Source organism: Stenotrophomonas sp. Steno-C18 (genome assembly GCF_056393195.1).
The window spans coordinates 259,588-277,705 of the sequence record NZ_JBWJOX010000004.1 but is presented as its reverse complement, the minus strand read 5'-3'; the positions used below and the strand labels follow the sequence as shown (position 1 = coordinate 277,705).

Genomic DNA, 18,118 nt, shown 5'->3' with positions numbered 1-18,118 from the left:
TCATGTCCTCGGTGATGCCGTTGCCGCAAAATCAGAGCAATACCGAACGCAAGCTGTTGCTGTATGCGCCGGACAACCGGCACATGGCCCGGCTGGGTGCCGTGCTGTCCGGCCACGTGGAGCTGCGCTGGGTCGACAGCCGAGACGTCAGCCCGCGTGAGCTGCTCGACACCGCACCGCCCTCGGCGGTGGTGCTGCTGGACTACTGCGGCGGCAACGCCTCCTATTCCACCGACATCGCCCGCCAGCTGAGTCACCTGGCCTCGTTGCCGGTGCTGATCGGCATCGGCACCACCGGCCCGGAACAGGCCACGCACCTGCTGGCGGCAATGCGCGCCGGGGTGCGCGACTTCATCGACGTCGACAACACCAGCGCGCAGATGCTGGAAGTATTCGACCACGCCTGCGCCACCCAGGCACCGGCCCGCACCAGCGTCGCCGCGCCACCGGAACCACAGCCCACCGGGCGCCTGATCGTGCTGCTGGGCGTGCGCGCCGGCGTCGGCACCAGCACCCTGACGACCCACCTGGGCGTCACCCTGGCCGAGCAAAACCCGCCCGCGCTGGACAACGGCCAGCCGCAGGGATGGCTGCTGTTGCTGGACCTGGGCCAGCCCTCGGCCGATGCAGCCCTCTACCTCGGCACCGAGAGCCACTTCAGCTACGAGGAAGCCCTGCGCAACGTCGAACGCATGGACCCGACCTTCGCGGCCAGCGCCTTCGCCCACCACCCCAGCGGCCTGGCCCTGCTCGGCACCACCAGCGGCACGCTGCTGAAGAAGCACGAACCCACCGCGCTGCTGGACCGGCTGCGCAGCGTGTTCCCGCTGACCCTGTGCGATACCGGCGGACTGCCGATCCAGCTGATGCCTACCTCGCTGCTGAAGAACGCCAGCGAGATCTGGCTGGTCACCGACCAGGCGATCGGCTCGCTGGTATCGCTGGACCAGACCATGCGCGAGCTGGAGCAACGCGGCGTGCGCGATGCCCGCCTGCAGCTGGTCGTCAACCGCTACGACCCCAATGGCGGCCTGGCCGACACCCAGATCGCGCAGCGCTTCAACCTGCCCCTGCTGGCGACACTGCCCGACCGCTCGCGCGTGCTGCGCTCCTGTGCCGGGCTCGGGCGCCTGCTCACCGATGCGGCCCCTCGCGACCCGTACCTCAAGGCGCTGCTTCCCCTGCTGCAACGCATCGACCGCCGACGCGCGGGGCCCGCCGCCCCGATGCCCACTTCCCCGCTGGCGCGCCTGGCCAGCCTGCTCGGTAAATAAGCATGGAAGACAAAGTCACCCCGCTCTCCCCGCGCATCGCGGCAACGGCCCTGGCCGCCGAACCCGCCGCGCAGGTGCCGTTCGAGCAGACCGAGCAATTCCAGAGCGTGCTGTCGGCCGCGCACGAGTACCTGCTCAACCACGTCGAGGACCAGCGCGTGGACATCGACGCATGGTCGCCGGAGACGGTCGGCAAGTACGTGCAGGCGCAGACCGCGGCCTTCGTCAAGGAATGGAAGATCCCGGTCAACGCACAGGAGATGGAAGCCGTCGCCAATGCCCTGCAGAAGGAGCTGACCGGCTTCGGCCCGCTCGATGACCTGCTGCATGACCCGGAGATCGAGGACATCCTGATCAATGGCTACAAGGACGTGCATGTCTCCAGCGGTGGCCAGCTCAAGCGCTCCACCCAGCGTTTCAGCGACGACCGCCACCTGTTGCGCATCCTGCGCCGCATCATCGCCCCGCTCGGCCGCCGCCTGGACGACTCCAACCCGATGGTCGATGCACGCCTGCCCAACGGCGGCCGCCTCAACGCGATCATCTCCCCGCTAGCGGTGGATGGGCCGATGGTGTCCATCCGCAAGTTCCGCAAGGACCCGTTCACGCCGGACGAACTGCTCGGTCGCGGCGCGTTCGACAAGCCCATGTACGCCCTGCTCAACGCCATGGTGCGCGGCCGCTGCAACATCCTGATCTCCGGTGGCACCAGCTCCGGCAAGACCTCGCTGCTCAATGCGCTGGCCACGTTCATCCCGCACAACGAGCGCGTCATCACGGTCGAGGACACCGCCGAGCTGGCCCTGAACCACCCGCACGTGGTGCGCCTGGAAAGCCGCATGGGCGGCTTCGACGGCGCCGGCGCGGTCAGCATCCGCGATCTGGTGCGCAACAGCCTGCGCATGCGCCCGGACCGCATCGTGGTCGGTGAAGTGCGTGGCGCCGAAGTGCTGGAGATGCTGCAGGCGATGAACACCGGCCATGACGGCTCGATGGCCACCATCCACGCCAACTCCCCGCGCGACTGCCTGTACCGGCTGGAGATGCTGGCCGGCTTTGCCGGTTTCCAGGGCAGCGAGGAAAGCCTGCGCCGGCAGATCGCCAGCGCCATCGACTTCATCGTGCAGATCTCGCGGCTGGGCAGTGGCCGTCGCGTGATCCTCTCCATCACCGAGATCACCGGCGTCAGCGACACCGTCATCACCAGCCAGGAGCTGTTCAAGCACGAGGCCTGGTTCGACCAGGACAACCGCGAACGCGACCGTTGGCACGGGCTGGGCTTCCACCCGCATTGCTACAAGCTCGAACCGTTCCGGCAGGAACTGCGCGAGGCCAACTTCGGGAGCCAGTCATGACCGCGGCGCTGCTGCTGGCCAGCACCGCACTGCTGCTGGTGGCCGCGGCGATGGGCCTGTGGTGGGGCCTGGCCACGCGCGTGCAGCAGCGTGCCGCCGCCGAACATGCCGAAAGCCGCCTCTCGCATCCGGAGGCAGCGCGCAGCCACGAAGCGCCACGCGCGCCGCGCCCGCCCACCCGTCGCTGGGCCGACCTGCTGCGCCGCGCCGGCCTGAGCGAGTCTCCGCGGACGCTGGTGCTGCTGCTCGTGCCCGGCGTGGTGCTGGCCTTCGGCGCGGGCATGCGCCTGGGCGCGGCGGTGTTCGGCGTGTTCGTGTTCGCGCTGTACCTGCTGGCACTGGGGCTGTGGCTGTTCCGGCGAATGGAGAAGATGCAGCAACGGCTGGTCGCGCAGATGCCGGACTTCCTGGAGAACATGGTGCGTATCGCCGGCATCGGCAACAGCCTGTCGATGGCGTTCCAGAACGCCACCCAGAACGTCGAGCCCCCGTTGCGCCCCATCCTCGACAGTGCGCTGGCCTACACCCGCGCGGGCATGGATCTGGACCGTGCCCTGCAGCAGGCCGCGCAGGCCTACCGCCTGCGGCCGCTGGAAATGCTGGCGGTCATCCTGGGCACCAGCATCCGCATCGGCGGCCGCAGCGACCAGATCCTGCAGCGCATGAGCGACTTCATGCGTGACCTGGAGGAAGTGCAGCGCGAACTGCAGGCCACCACCTCCGAAACGCGCATGTCGGCCTGGGTGCTGGGCCTGCTGCCGATCGGCGCGGCGGTGTTCATGGCCCTGCTGAGCCCGGACTTCTTCCAGCCCATGTTCCATGACCCGCTGGGCAAGAAGATCCTCGTGGCCGCGCTGCTGCTGGAGCTCGGTGGCGGCTTCCTGCTCTACCGCCTGGCCAAGTCGCTATGAGTGCCTCCCTCGCTCCCCACCCGCATCGGAGCCGGCCATGAACACCCTGTTGTTCTTCGCCATGACCCTGGTCGTGCTGGCCCTGCTGCTGGCGGCGGGCGGCCTGCTGTACCACGGCCACCGCAGCCAGCGTGCCACCGCCGCGTTGCAGACCGCGCTGGACCACAACCACCACGTCGCCGACGAGGCGGCACCGAAACAGGGCTGGTGGCGACAGCGCCTGGCCGACCTGTCGGCCATCGGCCAGCAGTTCGAGGGCAGCCGCATCCAGAAGGCGTTGCTGGCGCCGGAGGACAAGCTGCTGCTCGAGCAGGTCGGCTGGAACCACACCACCGGCACGGCCAGCTTCCTGGCGCTGCGCCTGCTGCTGGCGCTGCTGCTGCCGGTGCTGGGCCTGCTGCTGGTGCGGCCACAGGGTTCGCAGGCCTTCATCGTGCTGCTGGTCGGCTTCGCGCTGGGCATCCTGCTGCCCAAGCTGGTCCTGCGCAGCTGGGCCGGACGCCTGCGCCGCAAGGTCGATGAGGAGTTGCCGCTGCTGATCGACCTGCTGCGCCTGCTGCAGGGCGTGGGCTTCAGCATCGACCAGAGCCTGCAGATGATCGGCGACAAGCTGCACATCGCCGTGCCGGTACTGGGCAAGGAACTGCAGGCCGCCAACCTCAGCTACACGCGTGGCCGCAGCCGCGCGCAGTCGCTGCGCCGCCTGTCCGAATCGTTCGACAACGACGACCTGCGCAGCCTGATGCAGATGGTGCTGCAGGTGCACCAGCATGGCGGCGCCGTGCAGGAACCCCTCAAGCAGTTCGGCATGCGCCTGCGCGAGCAGCGAAGGATGAAGATGAAGGAAAAGGTGGGCAAGCTCTCGGTCAAGATGACCGTCGTGATGATGGCGACCCTGCTGCCGGCGCTGATGCTGGTGCTGGCCGGGCCGGCCATCATTTCCCTGGCCAGCGCGATGCGGGGGCTGTGATGCACGGTCCCCGCCCCTTGCTCGCGCTGCTGTTCCCCCTGCTGCTCGTCGGCTGTGGCGGGAAGCAGGCCGCCTACAGGCAGCCGCCGGTGGAACCGGCACTGGTGGAGTCACCGCAGGACGATCGCGGCATGTACCTGGACCTGATCCGCAAGATGCAGGCACAGGGCGCCCACTTCGCTTCGCTCGCGCACATCGACGCCTTCCGCGCCAGCTTCGGCGACAGCCCGGAACTGCGCATCCTGCAAGCCGACGCCCTGCGCGAAACCGGCGACTCCGCCGCGGCCGAACCGATCTACCGCAGCCTGACCAAGGGACCACAGGCCGCCCCGGCATGGCACGGCCTCGGGCTGATCGCGGCCAACCAGCATGACGCCGGCAACGCCAACCTGGCGTTCGCCAATGCCGTGCGCTCGGATCCCTTGAACGCGACCTACCTGGGCGACCAGGGCTTTGCGTTGCTGCAGTCCGGCGATTTCGCCCAGGCACGTGCACCCTTGGCCAAGGCCGCCGAGCTGGCCCCGGGCAATCTGCGCGCCATCTCCAACCTGGCGCTGTGGGCGCTGCTGTCCGGCCAGCCCGGCACCGCGCAGGACATGATGCAGCGCGCGAACCTGCCCGAAGCCACGCGCCTGGAGATCTACCGCCTGTCGCAATCACTGCGCCGCGCACCGGTGGCCGATGCCACCCCGCCGATGCGCCCGGAACCCGCCAGCGAGGCGCCTGCCCCGCGTGGCGCCGCCACCGCGCTGGTCGCACAACCGCAACCGACCGGCGCCGTGCTGCGGCCGCAACCGCCCGGTTCGATGCTGGACCGCTTCAGCCCGACCACCGCCAAGCCGCAGGAGATCACGCAATGAGCCGGTTCCTCGTCACCTCCGCGTTGCTGGCCGCCGTGCTGTGCGCGCCGCTGCCGGTCCAGGCGCAACACGCCCCGCTGATCGAACGCATGGCCGACACCCCTTCCGCGCCGGCGAGCGCGCCACCGGCCGGCGAGGCCAATCCGCCCATCGCCACCGCCGCACCCTACGACAACGCGCCGGCCCCGCGCGCGCAGATCGGCGATGCCACCCGTGCACTGCTGCGCCTGCAGGCCGATGGCGGCAGCGCCGGCAAGCCGCTGCCGATGCTCGGGGAAGCCGCCAGCCGCAGCTACCAGCGCTATCTCACCAGCTTCGATCACCCGATCCCGGAATACTTCGAAACCACCGTGCCGAATTCCTCCAATGGCGGTAACAGCCGCTGAGGTGTTCCATGAAACGCCTGCCCGCGCGCCCCCGCCGGTCCCGGACCGGCACCCCGCCCTCGCCGCCGCGCGGCGGTGCGGCCGTGATGATGATGCTGCTGTTGCTGGGGCTGGTCGTCATCCTCGGCCTGGTCGAGGTCGGCTACCTGTACTGGGTCAAGCGTGACGTGCAGAAAACCGCCGACCTGGCCGCGCTGGCCGGCGCGCAGCGCCTTGAGCAATGCACCACCGACTACACCGACAACCTCGCCGCGCGCCGCAACGCAGTGACCGACAACGGCTTCGGCGGCACGCTCGACGTGCGCTGCGGCTATTGGGGCGCCGAACTGCCGGCCGATGCGCGCTTCGTGGTGGTCACGCCGGAACGCCCGCTCAACGCCGTGCGGGTGACCGCGTCGCGGCAGGCGATCCCGTTCTTCCACCAGCTGGCGTCCATGCCGCAGATCAACGCCACCGCCGTGGCCTGGCATACCCCGCCGCAAGCGGCGTTCACCGTGGGGTCGCGCCTGCTCAACGTCAACAGCAACGCACCGCTGCAGGGCCTGCTGCGGCTGGTCGGCATCGACCTCAACCAGACCCAGATCGCCAGCTACCAGGGGCTGGCCAACGTCAAGATCACCCCGCGCGGACTGCTGCAGGCGCTGGGCGTGGACGTGGCCGCGGACATCAATGCCGGGGAACTGGAAAGCCTGCTGGCCGCCAACAAGGTCAGCGTCGGCCAACTGCTCGACATCATGGCCAACCTCGCCAACCAGCAGGGCGTGCTGGGCGTCAGCGTCAATGCGCTGAAGCAGGAACTGGCACGCGTCGGCTTGCGCGACGTGCTGGTGCAACTCGGCTCCGACGCCGCCAGCAACGGCCTGTTCGCGCGCATCACCGGCGGCAGCGCCGCCAGCAGCGGCGCGCTGGACGTGGACCTGAGCGCGCTGGACCTGATCGGCACCAGTATCTCCATCGCCAACGCCAACCATGCCGTCGCGATCCCGCAGTTGAACCTGCTGGGCCTGGTCGAGGCCAAGGCCAGCATCGTCGAGCCGGCCTCGATCGGCATCGGCCCGGTCGGCACCACCGCCTACAACAGCCAGGTGCGCCTGTTCCTGGACATCGACTCGCAGCGCATCCCGGCGCTGGGCGCGGTGCTGGGCTGGCTGGGCACGCGCATCAAGCTGCCCACCTACATCGACGTGATCGACGGCTTCGGCCGGCTCAGCGCGATCGACTGCAATGCACAGCCGGCCACCGCCACCGTCGACGTCACCAGCGCGGTGGCCAATGTCTGCGTCGGCAAGGCGACCACGCCGTGGGACTCCACGCGCGAACTGTGCCGCACCGGCCTGGGCAACGAGGACATGGTCAGCCTGTTCGGCAAGACCGTGCTCAACCATCGCATCACGCTCGAAGCGCTGTCCGCGCGGCAGTCCCTGACCCTCAGCGCCGGACAGACCGGCACCGTGGCACCCAATCCCCTGGCCGTGGGCGACCTGGTCTCGCGGCTGGTCGATGCCCTGCTCGGCACCGTGCAGGCCTTGTTCAGTCCCTCCGGCACCAGCTCGGACGCCGCGCAGGACATCGCCCGCCAGTACCTGGAAGCCTCCAAGAAGGATGGTTTCTACCAGCCCGAGGCCGTCGTCGCGCTGCTGCGCGACGGCAATGCCAACCTGCCCGCGCTGGGCAACTGGAACACCCAGATCCCGACCTGCGACTACTGGCTGCTCGGCTGCACGCCGAAGAAGGTCGAGGGCAACGTGTGGACGGGGTTCCTCTACGAAACCAACGTCAGCGACCCGAGCATCATCGGCGGCCTGCTCGACGTGCTCGGCATCACCTCGTGCAAGGGCCTGCTGGCCGGATTGCTGGCCTACAACAGCTGCGTGCAGAACGCGCTGGCCAAGTACCTGCAGACCAAGCCCGGCGGCCTCAGCGGGACCGGCAGCTACAACCCGGCCACCGGCAATGGCAGCTGCAGCAGCGTGCTGTGCCTGCTGCTCAAGCCGGTCGTCGATGGCGTGCTGCGCCCGTTGTTGAATGCGGTCGGCCAGCTGTTGTCAGCGGTGCTGTCCGATGTGCTCGGCCTGCAGTTGGGCCGCACCGACGTGCACATGCAATCCATCCAGTGCGGTCGCACGCAACTGGTGGAATGAGCGCTTGCGCCACGCCACGGCAGCCGTTGCAGGACGTGCGTTCCGGCGCATTTGGCCGTGCTATGCTCGCCGCCATCCCGTGCGCATTCACAAATGCGACGGCCATCGCAGTTCGGGGGAATTACGAGGAATTATGACAAGCATCGAGACACTGCCTGCCCGGTTGTGCTGGGCGTTGCTGATTGCCAGCTGCCTCGTAGCGGCCCCCCAGGCCATGGCCGGGCGCTGGCAGCGCGGTGAAGCCGAACCGCCGGCCGCGCCCGCCAACAGCGAAGACACCACCGTGGGCAACACCGTCAGCGAGCTGCAGCGGCTGATGGCCAACCACGAGTTGACCGAACTGCGCACCACCTACAACGGCAACTACGGCGCCAGCCTGTTGTTCCATGCCGACTCGTTGAACTACTACGTCGCCCTGTTCCATGAAAAGGAATTCTGGCGCGTGATCCGCACCGAGGCCTCCGACAACGCCGAGTCGCTGTATGTCACCTTCGCCGACCAGACACGGCAGCTGGCGCAGGTCTACCTGGACACCATCCGCCTGCAGGCCGGCAAGGCCTACAGCGAGAAGCTGGTGACCCTGAACGAGCGTCGCCTGCGTGGCCTGCAGCAGGAAGCCGAGCAGCAGCGCCAGCAGTCGCTGCAGGTCAGCAACGCCCTGCAGGAGCGCAAGCAGCAGGCCGTGGCGCTGAGCTCGGACCTGCGCGCCACCAACTCCCAGCTCGAAGCGCTGGACAAGCAGATCAAGGCGCTGCAGGCGCAGCAGGTCAACCCCGAGTTGAGCCTGCCGGCCACGCCCAACGTCGCCCCGGCGCAGGCCCAGCAGGCACCGGCACAGGCGCAGGAACTACCGACGCAGCACTGAGCCCCTCACGGCTCGTGGTCTTCCGACAGCCCGCCCCCGGCGGGCTGTCGTGCATCCGGCGGTTGAGAAGCGCCGCCACCGCCACCATGAAGGGGATTCCTGTCCGCAATGAAACCAGCCATGAGCGATCTTCCCCACGTATTCGAAGCCACCACCGAGACCTTCGAAGCCGACGTCCTGCAGAAGTCGTTGCAGACGCCGGTACTGGTCGATTTCTGGGCGACCTGGTGCGGCCCGTGCAAGTCGCTCGGCCCGATCCTGGAAAAGCTCGCCGGCGAGTACAACGGCGCCTTCGAGCTGGCCAAGGTCGACGTGGACAAGGAACAGCAGATTGCCGCGGCCTTCCAGATCCGCTCGGTGCCGACCGTGTTCCTGATCAAGGACGGCCAGATCGTCGACGGCTTCCCCGGTGCCATGCCGGAGGGCCAGCTGCGTGAGTTCCTGACCCAGCATGGCGTGATGCCGGCCGAGGCCAGCACCGACGCCGAGCCGGAAGCGCTGCCACTGGATCCGCAGGCCGAAGTGGCCGCACTGCGCCAGGCCATCGTCGCCGAGCCGGACAAGGCCGAGCTCAAGCTCGACCTGGCCCTGGCGCTGCTCAAGACCGGTGCCGCCGAGGAAGCCGGCCAGCTGCTCGACGCCCTGCCCGCCAACCTGTCCACCGACGACCGTGCCGTGCGTGCCCGCGCCCGCCTGGATTTCGGCAACGCGCTCAAGGATGCACCCGCGGCGGCCACACTGGCCCAGCGCGTGCAGGCCGACGGCAATGACCTGGAAGCCCGCTACCAGCTCGGCGTGCATCACCTGCTCGGCGGCGAGGATGAAGCCGCGCTGGAGCAGTTCATCGAAATGCTGCGCATCGACCGCGGCTTCCGCGACAGCCTGCCGAAGAAGACCCTGATCGACGCCTTCCGCGTGATTGAGGACGAGGATCTGGTGGGCCGTTATCGCCGCAGGATGTCCTCGCTGCTGTTCTGAAGCCAGCCAAGGTTCAGGATCGTGAAATGGAAACTGGTGGACAATGTGATGGCGATCAAGTCCTGATCGCCTCGCGGCACTCACCGCGATAACAGGGGGAGAGGGGGAGCACGGCATCATTACCGGGCACCGCTTCCCCTTTGCCCAGGATTCCAGCGTCCGTGACACGTGTTCAACAGCGTCTGTCGTGCCTCCGCTTCATGCTGCCCCGGCTTGCCCTGGCCATGACCCTGTTCCTGCCCTGTCTGGCCGCAGCGGCACAGGACTGGACCTACCGCGTGCGTCCCGGCGATACGCTGTGGGACCTGGGCGGGCGCTACCTCAAGCCCAGCATCAGCTGGCACCAATTGCAGGCACACAACACGGTCGGTGACCCGTACCAGCTGCCTCCGGGCCGTGTCCTCAAGTTCCCGATTGCCTGGCTGCGCGTGGAGCCGGCGCCGGCACGCGTCCTGGCGGTGCGGGGTGAGGTCCAGGTCAGTGGCCCGTCCAGCACCCATCGCACGGTGAGCACGGGCATGCAACTGCCGATCGGCAGCCAGATCAGCACCGGTGCCGATGCCAGCGTGACGCTGGCCTTTGCCGATGATTCGCACCTGTTGCTGCGTGAGAACTCGCAGCTGCTGCTTGACCAGCTCAGCACCTACGGGGCCACCGGCATGGTGGATACCCGCCTGCGCCTGCAGCGTGGCCGCAGCAGCAACCGCGTGACCCCGGCGCGCGGGCCGGCCTCGCGCTACATCATCACCGCCCCCACCGCGACCAGCAGCGTGCGCGGCACGGTGTTCCGGGTCAGTGCCGGTGGCGGGCAGTCCGTGGCCAGCACCGAGGTGATCGAAGGCCGCGTGCAGGTGGACAACCGCGGTGGCCGGCAGATGGTCGACCCGGGCCACGCCACCCTGAGCCGCAGCGCGGAACTCGCCCCCAGCCCGAGCCAGGCGCTGCTGCCGGCGCCGGCCTTCGACGAAGCACGTACCCGCATCGCGGCGCTGCCGCTGCTCGCCGGCTGGCAGCCGGTGGCTGGCGCGGCGGGCTATCGCGTGGAAGTGGTGCGCGCCGATGCCCCTGACGTGCTGCTGTTCGCCCGTGATCTGGCCGACACCCGGGTGGTGATCGACGCCCTGCCGGCGGGCGCATTGCGCCTGCTGGTCCGGGCCGTCGATGCCGATGGCGTCGAGGGCCTGGACGGCAGCCGCGACTTCCTGCTCCCCGATGGCCCCGAGCCGCCACTGACACTGTCGCCGCAGCACGGGCAGACACTGCACCAGCTGCGCCCGCGGTTCGAGTGGGCGCAGGTGGCGCAGGCCGATGGCAGCGTGGTCCAGGTCGCCAGCGAGCCCCTGTTCCTGCAACCATTGGTGGAACAGACGACCCGGAGCACCCATCTGCGCACCGCCGATTCCCTGCCCGCCGGTGACTATTTCTGGCGCGTCGCCTCCGTCGATGCCCAGGGCACGCGTGGCCGCTTCGGCCAGGCGCTGCCACTGTCGCTCAGTGACGCGCCGGTCGATCCGCAACTGCAGCCGGCGCCGGAAGGTCGCCAGCTCACCCTGCGCTGGCAGGCCGCCGCCGAAGCCAGCCGCTACCGCGTGCAGGTGAGCCGCAACGCCGACTTCGAACGCCTGCTGCTCGATGCCGAGGTGGACGCACCCGAGGCCTCGCTCAAGCGACCGCTGCGCGGCGGTACCCTGTACGTCCGCGTGCAGACCATCGCCGGGGACGGCTATGCCGGTCCGTTCTCGGCCCCTCAGCAGGTCAAGCTGCCCTGCCCGCTCTGCTATGGCGCCGGCGCGGGTGCCCTGCTGTTGCTGCTGGCTTTATGAGGCCATTGCGGCTGCCGTGGCACCAACGCCTGCTGCTCGCCGTCACGCTCGGCGCGCTGACCGGCCTTTCCTGCCACTTCCGCCTGTTCTGGCAGCCGGACGAAAGCATCTACGACAACCTCGTCGGCCAATGGGACTACCCCGCCGACCCGCGCCTGGCCATCGTCGCCATCGATGACCGCAGCCTGCAGCAGCTCGGCCAATGGCCGTGGCCGCGCAGCACCCATGCACAGCTGATCGACCGCCTGCAGGACGCAGGCGTCCGGCGCATTGCACTGGACCTGATGTTCCCCGAACCCGACCGCAAGGACAGCCGCCAGGATGCGCAGCTGGCCGCGGCGATCGCGCGCAGCGGCAACGTGATCCTGCCGGTGCTGGCCTCGGCCGGCAGCGACGAGGCGGTGCCGGAGGAACTGCTGCCGGTGCCGCAGATCGCCAGCGTTGCCGCGGCGCTGGCGCATACCGACATCGAGATCGACGGCGACGGCGTGGCCCGCGGCATCTACCTCAAGGCCGGCATGGACTCCCCGCACTGGCCGGCGCTCGGCGTCGCGCTGGCCGGGAGCCCACCGCCGTTGCCGGGCCTGCGTGGCCCGGCGAACGGGGAGGCCAGCCCGTACCAATGGCGGCGCGACAACTACGTCCGCGTGCACTACGCCGGCCCGCCGGGCAGCTTCCCGCAGGTGTCCTACATCGACGTGCTCGAAGGACGCGTCCCCGCCAGCCTGCTGCATGACCGCCTGGTCATCGTCGGCATGACCGCCAGCGGCATGGCGCCGCGCCTGCTCACCCCGACCTCGCGCGAGGCATGGATGAGCGGCAGCGAGTACCAGGCCAACGTTGCCTCCATGCTGCTCACCGACCGGGCGATCGTGCCGCTGTCACCGCTGCAGCAGATGCTGGCCAGCGTGGCATTGGTGCTGCTCACGACCCTGGCCGTCACCGCGCCCACCTCACGGCGCTGGCTGATCGCCTGCCTGCTGCTGCCGTTGCCGCTGCTGTCCAGCCTCGTGCTGCTGCGCGGCTTCCACGTCTGGTACGCGCCGGTCTGCGCGCTCAGCGCCGGCCTCGTGCTGCTGCTGGCCTGGGGGCTGTGGCAGGCACGCTACTGGCGCCGCCAGGCCAACCACGACCCGCTCACCGGCCTGGCCAACCGCATGCGCTTCGAGGGCATCCTGCGCCTGGAGACCGATGCCGCGCGCCGCAGTGGCAAGCCGCTGACGCTGATGCTGATCGACGTGGACCACTTCAAGGCCTACAACGACACCCACGGCCACCACCTGGGCGACCAGATGCTGCGCCAGGTTGCCCAGGCCATCGGCGACATCGCCCGGCGTCCACGCGACGTGGCTGCCCGTTTCGGTGGCGACGAGTTCGCCCTGATCCTCCCCGACACCCCGCAGGAAGGCGCGCTCGCGCTGGTGCAGCAACTGATCACCACGGTACGGCACATGTCGCTGCCGATCGGCAAGGGCAGGACCGCCCACACCAGCGTCACGGTCGGCATCTACAGCGTGGTGCCCGGCATCCACGACACCGCCTCGGCGCTGTACCAGGCTGCCGACGCCGCCCTGTACACGGCCAAGGAAGCCGGTCGCGACGGCTACCACGCCGCCACGCCGTGACCACGGCGCCGGCACCATACGCCGGCGAATGCTAGACTCCAGGCCCCTGCCCGCCGCTGTTCCGCGATGAAAGCCAGCCTGTTCCGCCATGGCATCAACCTGTGGCCGCCGTTCCTGTTCGCCGGCATCCACGCCACCGCCATCAGCGCCGACTACCGCCATGTGCGGGTCGAGCTGCGCCAGCGGCCGTGGAACGTCAACTACGTGCGCACCCATTTCGGTGGCAGCCTGTTCGCCATGACCGACCCGTTCTGGATGCTGTGCCTGCTGCAGAACCTGGGCGGCCGTTACTTCGTGTGGGACAAGAGCGGCAGCATCGACTTCATCAAGCCGGGCCGCGGCGTGGTCTGGACCGAGTTCCGCCTGGACGATGCCACCCTGGACGAGGTGCGCGCGGCCACCGCGGACGGCGGCAAGTACCTGCACTGGTTCGAGAACGACCTCCTCGATGAACAGGGCGAGGTAGTCGCGCGCGTACGCAAGCAGGTCTACGTGCGGCTCAAGCCCGAGGCACGCGCCACGGCGTGAACCGCCGGCACCCGCCTGCCTCAACACAGCGTTCCCCGGCTGCGGTGGTTTCGCCGGTCACCAACGGCATCGGTACCCCGTGGGTACCGCTACAATTCGCCGATGTCGCCCGAAGTCCCCGCCCCCGCCTCCCGTCCCTCCCTGCAACGTCTGTTCCTGACCGGCCTGCTCACGCTGTTGCCGATCTGGTTGACCTGGGTGGTCGTCAAGTTCGTTTTCGTCCTGCTTTCGGGCATCAGCAGCCCGCTGGTCATCCCGCTGTCCGAGCGCATCGCCGCCTCGTTCCCGCACTACCTTGGCTGGGTCAAGGCGGTCTGGATGCAGGACATCATCGCCCTGCTGGCGACGATGCTGGTGATCCTGGCGGTGGGCCTGCTCAGCCGGCGCGTTGTCGGCCAACAGCTGCTGCGCTGGTTCGGTGCGGTGATCCGCCGCATTCCGTTGGCCAGCGTCATCTACGACAGCGCCAAGAAGCTGCTGGACATCCTGCAGACCCAGCCGGGCAGCACCCAGCGCGTGGTGTTGATCGACTTTCCTCACCGTGACATGAAGTCGGTGGGTCTGGTGACGCGTGTGATCCGCGAGCACGGCACCGGCCGCGAGCTGGCGGCCGTCTACGTGCCAACCACGCCCAACCCGACCTCCGGCTACCTGGAAATCGTGCCGGTGGAATTGCTGACCCCTACCGACTGGACCGTCGACCAGGCGATGAGTTTCATCATCTCCGGTGGCGCGGTGGCGCCGGAGACCGTTCCGTTCACCCGCGCCGGCGAACGTTGAGCGCGGCACAGCCACGTCTCCTCACCGGCGTGGCAATCACCCCAGCACGACGCTGGCGTCGCGGTGCCCGCCCGGATGATCGCCGCAGCGTCCTGCACTGCCGCATCGGCCGCATTTAACGGCTTCATAACCGGCTGCATCACGACGTCCCGCATTCAAGCGCCACGCGGCTGGTCGTGGCCGTCGTTATCGGGCAATCTCCCGGACTTGTGTGTTTTTCGGAATACCCGATGTCCTCCAGCCCGCTGCGCCTCCTGGCGCTTGCCATTGCCTCGATCATGACCCTGTCCGCTGCGGCACCGGCCGAAGCGGACAGGAAAAGGAGCCAGCGTCCCGCTGCCACGCAGAGCCGTGGCGCGACCAAGGCCAAGCCGCGTACGGCCCCCGCCCGTCCCGCACCGCGTCGTGCCACGCCCGCACCGCTGCCGATCCGCCAGGACAAGGCCACCCAGCTCAACCGCATCTACGATGAATACTGGGATGCCTCGATGCGGCTCAATCCGCTGCAGGCCACGTTCCAGGGCGATGCGCGCTTCAACGACCAGCTGCCCAACTTCCTGTCGGCCGCTTCGCGCCAGCAATCCCACGAGTTCATGGTCGAATGGCTGGGCAAGGTCGAGAAGCTCGGCGCCGAAGGCCTGCAGGGCCAGGACCTGCTCAGCTACGAAATCTTCGTGCGCGATGCGCAGGTGTCGCTGGCCGGTGAGCAGTACCCGACCTGGATGCTGCCGATCAACCAGTACTACAACCTCTCCAGCATCATCGCCGTGCTCGGCTCCGGTGCCGGCGCGCAGCCGTTCAACACGGTCAAGGACTACGAGAACTGGTCCAAGCGCTCGCTGGGCATCCAGCCGTTGTTCGACCAGGCCATCGTCAACATGCGCGAGGGCAAGGCCGCTGGCGTCGTGCAGCCCCGCGCGTTGATGGAGAAGGTGCTGCCGCAGCTGGACGCGGTGATCAAACCCACTGCCGAGGAGAGCATCTTCTGGGGGCCGATCCGCAACATGCCCGACAGCTTCCCGGCCGAGGACAAGGCGCGCCTGAGCGCCGAGTACAAGCGCATGATCGAGTACCGCATCATGCCGGCCTACCGCGCACTGCGCGGCTTCATCGCCACCGAGTACATGCCGGCCACGCGCACCACCGACGGCATGGGCGGCCTGCCCAACGGCCAGGCCTGGTACGCATACAACGTCTCCAGCTCCACCACGCCGGCGCGCACGCCGGCCGAGATTCATTCGCTGGGGCTGAAGGAAGTGCAGGACCTGCAGGCGCGCATCGCCACCCAGATGAAGGAGGCCAGGATCCGCGGCTCGGTGCAGAAGGTCTTCAACAACATGCGCAGCGACCGGCAGTTCATGTTCCGCGACCCGGATGCGCTGCTGGCGCGTTACCGCGAGGTCGGCCAGCGCGTGGATGCCGCATTGCCGGCGCTGTTCAACCAGCGCCCCAAGGCCGCGCTGGAAATCAAGCCGGTGGAGGCCGAACGCGCGCTCACCGCCAGCCCCGCCAGCTACCAGCCGGGCAGCGGCGACGGCCAGCAACCGGGCGTGCTCTACGTCAACACCAACGACCTGCCCTCGCGCAAACGCTGGTCGGTGACCATGCAGTACCTGCACGAAGGCATGCCGGGCCATCACTTCCAGCTGGGCGCCCAGCAGGAGCTGGCCGGCCTGCCGCGCTTCCGCCGGCACGGCGGCGACGTGGCCTTCGTCGAAGGCTGGGGCCTGTACGCCGAGTCGCTGGGCGAGGAGATGGGCCTGTACAACGACCCCTACGATCACCTCGGTTACCTGCAGACCACCTTGCTGCGCACCGTGCGTCTGGTCGCCGACACCGGCCTGAACGCCGCCGGCTGGACCCGCCAGCAGGCCGTCACCTACATGGTCGACAACGCCGACATCTCCGCGGCCGATGCCGCCGCGGAAGTGGAGCGTTTCATGGCCCTGCCGGGGCAGACGCTGGCCTACCGGGTCGGCGAGATCAAGATCCGGCTGCTGCGCGAGAAGGCGCAGTCCGAGCTCGGGCAGCGTTTCGACCCGCGCGAGTTCCACCAGGAGATCCTCAAGGACGGCTCGATGCCACTGGATATCCTCGAAGCCAAGATCGATCGCTGGATCGCCAGCAAGAAAGCCTGATTCCCACCAAGGAGCCGCCATGACCCGCTGGATGTACCGACTCGCCCCGCTGTGCCTGTCCGCGTTGTCCAGCCTGGCCATGGCCGCCCCGCCGGTGACGCCGCCGGACCCGGGCATCGACGCGCTGCTGCAACGCTACGACGGGCAGGTTCCCGGTGCCGCGGTGCTGGTGCTGAAGGACGGGCAACCGGTGTTCCGGCGCGGCTACGGCCTGGCGGTGGTCGAGGACGGTACGCCGGTTTCGCCGGCCAGCAACTTCCGCCTGGCCTCGGTCAGCAAGCAGTTCACCGCCGCGGCGATCCTGCTGCTGGCCGAGGACGGCACGCTCACCCTGGACGACCCGGTGAAGAAGTGGCTGCCCACCCTGCCGGCGGTCGCCGACACGATCACCCTGCGCCACCTGCTCATCCACGCCAGCGGGCTGATCGACTACGAAGACCTGATGGACCCGGCCGACACCCGCCAGGTGCATGACATCGACGTGCTGCACCTGCTGGAAAAGGAAAACCGCACCTACTTCGCGCCCGGCAACGGCTACCGCTACAGCAACGGCGGCTACGCGCTGCTGGCGCTGGTGGTGGGCAAGGCCTCGGGCAGCGACTTCGCCAGCTTCCTGCGCCAACGCATCTTCCTGCCGCTGGGCATGACCCACACCCTTGCCCACCAGGACGGCGTCGACGACGTGCCCAACCGCGCCTACGGCTACAGCGAGATCGACGGCCGCTGGGAACGTACCGACCAGAGCACCACCAGCGCGGTGCTCGGCGACGGCGGCATCTATTCGTCCATCGACGACCTGGCCAAGTGGGATGCCGCGCTCTACGACGAGCGCCTGTTGCGCCGCAGCTCGCTGCAGCAGGCCTTCAGCCCGGCCAACAGGACCGACGAACCGGACGTGCCGTACTACGGCTTCGGCTGGCGCATCAACGGCCAGGCGCTGTGGCACAGCGGCGAGAGCATCGGCTTCCGCAACGTCATCGTGCGCTACCCCGCGCAGAAGCTGACGGTGATCATGCTCACCAACCGCAACGCACCGGAGCCCTACGCCATGGCCATCGACATCGCCCGCCGCTGGCTGGATGCCGCGCGATGATGCTGCTGGCCGGTATCCACCACGTCGCGGTCATCGCCTCGGACTACGCACGCTCGCGCGACTTCTACACGCGCATCCTGGGCCTGCAGGTGATCGCCGAGAACCACCGCCCGCAGCGGGATTCCTGGAAGCTGGACCTGCGCCTGCCCGACGGCAGCCAGCTGGAGCTGTTCTCCTTCCCCGACCCGCCGGCGCGCCCCAGCCGCCCCGAAGCCCGCGGCCTGCGCCACCTGGCGTTCCGTGTGGATGCCCTGGATGCAGTGGTCGCCCACCTGCAGTCCGAAGGCGTGGCCTGCGAGCCGATCCGCGTGGACGAATACACCGGCCGCCGATTCACCTTTTTCGCCGACCCGGACGAGCTGCCGCTGGAGCTGTACGAAACCCCGTAAGC

At 68.7% G+C, this 18,118-nt stretch carries 16 protein-coding genes; all 16 read left to right on the top strand.

Annotated features, from left to right (window positions below):
- Positions 1–2 precede the first annotated feature (2 nt).
- Complete coding sequence (locus AC06FE_RS10665) at positions 3–1,274, top strand: CpaE/TadZ family protein (RefSeq protein WP_478073017.1); 1,272 nt, start codon at positions 3–5, stop codon at positions 1,272–1,274.
- A gap of 2 nt (positions 1,275–1,276) precedes the next feature.
- Positions 1,277–2,629: a TadA family conjugal transfer-associated ATPase gene (locus tag AC06FE_RS10660; protein WP_132864438.1), complete on the top strand. Its 1,353-nt coding sequence runs from the start codon at positions 1,277–1,279 to the stop codon at positions 2,627–2,629.
- Positions 2,626–3,540, top strand: coding sequence for a type II secretion system F family protein (locus AC06FE_RS10655; RefSeq protein WP_313256147.1), 915 nt, complete (start codon positions 2,626–2,628; stop codon positions 3,538–3,540). The genes AC06FE_RS10660 and AC06FE_RS10655 overlap by 4 nt, the downstream gene beginning before the upstream one ends.
- 37 nt (positions 3,541–3,577) lie before the next feature.
- Positions 3,578–4,510, top strand: a complete 933-nt coding sequence (locus AC06FE_RS10650; RefSeq protein ID WP_478073016.1) for a type II secretion system F family protein — start codon at positions 3,578–3,580, stop codon at positions 4,508–4,510.
- Positions 4,510–5,370: a tetratricopeptide repeat protein gene (locus AC06FE_RS10645; RefSeq protein ID WP_478073015.1), complete on the top strand. Its 861-nt coding sequence runs from the start codon at positions 4,510–4,512 to the stop codon at positions 5,368–5,370. The genes AC06FE_RS10650 and AC06FE_RS10645 overlap by 1 nt, the downstream gene beginning before the upstream one ends.
- Positions 5,367–5,756: a DUF3613 domain-containing protein gene (locus tag AC06FE_RS10640; protein WP_478073014.1), complete on the top strand. Its 390-nt coding sequence runs from the start codon at positions 5,367–5,369 to the stop codon at positions 5,754–5,756. The genes AC06FE_RS10645 and AC06FE_RS10640 overlap by 4 nt, the downstream gene beginning before the upstream one ends.
- 8 nt (positions 5,757–5,764) lie before the next feature.
- A complete protein-coding gene (locus tag AC06FE_RS10635; protein WP_192286262.1) occupies positions 5,765–7,897 on the top strand; it encodes a TadG family pilus assembly protein in 2,133 nt (710 codons plus the stop codon).
- A gap of 133 nt (positions 7,898–8,030) precedes the next feature.
- Positions 8,031–8,762, top strand: a complete 732-nt coding sequence (locus AC06FE_RS10630) for a DUF2968 domain-containing protein (RefSeq protein ID WP_132864444.1) — start codon at positions 8,031–8,033, stop codon at positions 8,760–8,762.
- Positions 8,763–8,882: 120 nt separating this feature from the next.
- Positions 8,883–9,740, top strand: a complete 858-nt coding sequence (gene trxA, locus AC06FE_RS10625; RefSeq protein ID WP_313255635.1) for a thioredoxin — start codon at positions 8,883–8,885, stop codon at positions 9,738–9,740.
- Between the two features lie 161 nt (positions 9,741–9,901).
- Positions 9,902–11,563 (top strand): FecR family protein, encoded by a 1,662-nt coding sequence (locus AC06FE_RS10620; RefSeq protein ID WP_478073013.1) that lies wholly within the window; start codon positions 9,902–9,904, stop codon positions 11,561–11,563.
- A complete protein-coding gene (locus AC06FE_RS10615) occupies positions 11,560–13,188 on the top strand; it encodes a CHASE2 domain-containing protein (protein WP_313255632.1) in 1,629 nt (542 codons plus the stop codon). Before AC06FE_RS10620 ends, AC06FE_RS10615 begins: the two co-directional genes overlap by 4 nt.
- A 66-nt stretch (positions 13,189–13,254) precedes the next feature.
- On the top strand, positions 13,255–13,716 hold the full coding sequence (locus AC06FE_RS10610; RefSeq protein ID WP_478073012.1) for a DUF4442 domain-containing protein: 462 nt from the start codon (positions 13,255–13,257) through the stop codon (positions 13,714–13,716).
- Between the two features lie 102 nt (positions 13,717–13,818).
- Positions 13,819–14,496, top strand: a complete 678-nt coding sequence (locus AC06FE_RS10605) for a DUF502 domain-containing protein (RefSeq protein WP_132864448.1) — start codon at positions 13,819–13,821, stop codon at positions 14,494–14,496.
- Between the two features lie 230 nt (positions 14,497–14,726).
- The gene (locus AC06FE_RS10600; protein WP_478073011.1) at positions 14,727–16,634 is read left to right on the top strand and encodes a DUF885 domain-containing protein; all 1,908 of its coding nucleotides are present in this window, start codon (positions 14,727–14,729) and stop codon (positions 16,632–16,634) included.
- Positions 16,635–16,653: 19 nt separating this feature from the next.
- Positions 16,654–17,727, top strand: coding sequence for a serine hydrolase domain-containing protein (locus tag AC06FE_RS10595; protein WP_478073010.1), 1,074 nt, complete (start codon positions 16,654–16,656; stop codon positions 17,725–17,727).
- On the top strand, positions 17,724–18,116 hold the full coding sequence (gloA2, locus tag AC06FE_RS10590) for an SMU1112c/YaeR family gloxylase I-like metalloprotein (RefSeq protein WP_478073009.1): 393 nt from the start codon (positions 17,724–17,726) through the stop codon (positions 18,114–18,116). Before AC06FE_RS10595 ends, gloA2 begins: the two co-directional genes overlap by 4 nt.
- Positions 18,117–18,118: the final 2 nt, after the last annotated feature.

Excerpts from the sequence above, each read along its gene's own strand:
- AC06FE_RS10665 (WP_478073017.1), top strand. The coding sequence starts at position 3 with ATGTCCTCGGTGATGCCGTTGCCGCAAAATCAGAGCAATACCGAACGC.
- AC06FE_RS10660 (WP_132864438.1), top strand. The coding sequence starts at position 1,277 with ATGGAAGACAAAGTCACCCCGCTCTCCCCGCGCATCGCGGCAACGGCC.
- AC06FE_RS10655 (WP_313256147.1), top strand. The coding sequence starts at position 2,626 with ATGACCGCGGCGCTGCTGCTGGCCAGCACCGCACTGCTGCTGGTGGCC.
- AC06FE_RS10650 (WP_478073016.1), top strand. The coding sequence starts at position 3,578 with ATGAACACCCTGTTGTTCTTCGCCATGACCCTGGTCGTGCTGGCCCTG.
- AC06FE_RS10645 (WP_478073015.1), top strand. The coding sequence starts at position 4,510 with ATGCACGGTCCCCGCCCCTTGCTCGCGCTGCTGTTCCCCCTGCTGCTC.
- AC06FE_RS10640 (WP_478073014.1), top strand. The coding sequence starts at position 5,367 with ATGAGCCGGTTCCTCGTCACCTCCGCGTTGCTGGCCGCCGTGCTGTGC.
- AC06FE_RS10635 (WP_192286262.1), top strand. The coding sequence starts at position 5,765 with ATGAAACGCCTGCCCGCGCGCCCCCGCCGGTCCCGGACCGGCACCCCG.
- AC06FE_RS10630 (WP_132864444.1), top strand. The coding sequence starts at position 8,031 with ATGACAAGCATCGAGACACTGCCTGCCCGGTTGTGCTGGGCGTTGCTG.
- trxA (WP_313255635.1), top strand. The coding sequence starts at position 8,883 with ATGAGCGATCTTCCCCACGTATTCGAAGCCACCACCGAGACCTTCGAA.
- AC06FE_RS10615 (WP_313255632.1), top strand. The coding sequence starts at position 11,560 with ATGAGGCCATTGCGGCTGCCGTGGCACCAACGCCTGCTGCTCGCCGTC.
- AC06FE_RS10610 (WP_478073012.1), top strand. The coding sequence starts at position 13,255 with ATGAAAGCCAGCCTGTTCCGCCATGGCATCAACCTGTGGCCGCCGTTC.
- AC06FE_RS10605 (WP_132864448.1), top strand. The coding sequence starts at position 13,819 with ATGTCGCCCGAAGTCCCCGCCCCCGCCTCCCGTCCCTCCCTGCAACGT.
- AC06FE_RS10600 (WP_478073011.1), top strand. The coding sequence starts at position 14,727 with ATGTCCTCCAGCCCGCTGCGCCTCCTGGCGCTTGCCATTGCCTCGATC.
- AC06FE_RS10595 (WP_478073010.1), top strand. The coding sequence starts at position 16,654 with ATGACCCGCTGGATGTACCGACTCGCCCCGCTGTGCCTGTCCGCGTTG.
- gloA2 (WP_478073009.1), top strand. The coding sequence starts at position 17,724 with ATGATGCTGCTGGCCGGTATCCACCACGTCGCGGTCATCGCCTCGGAC.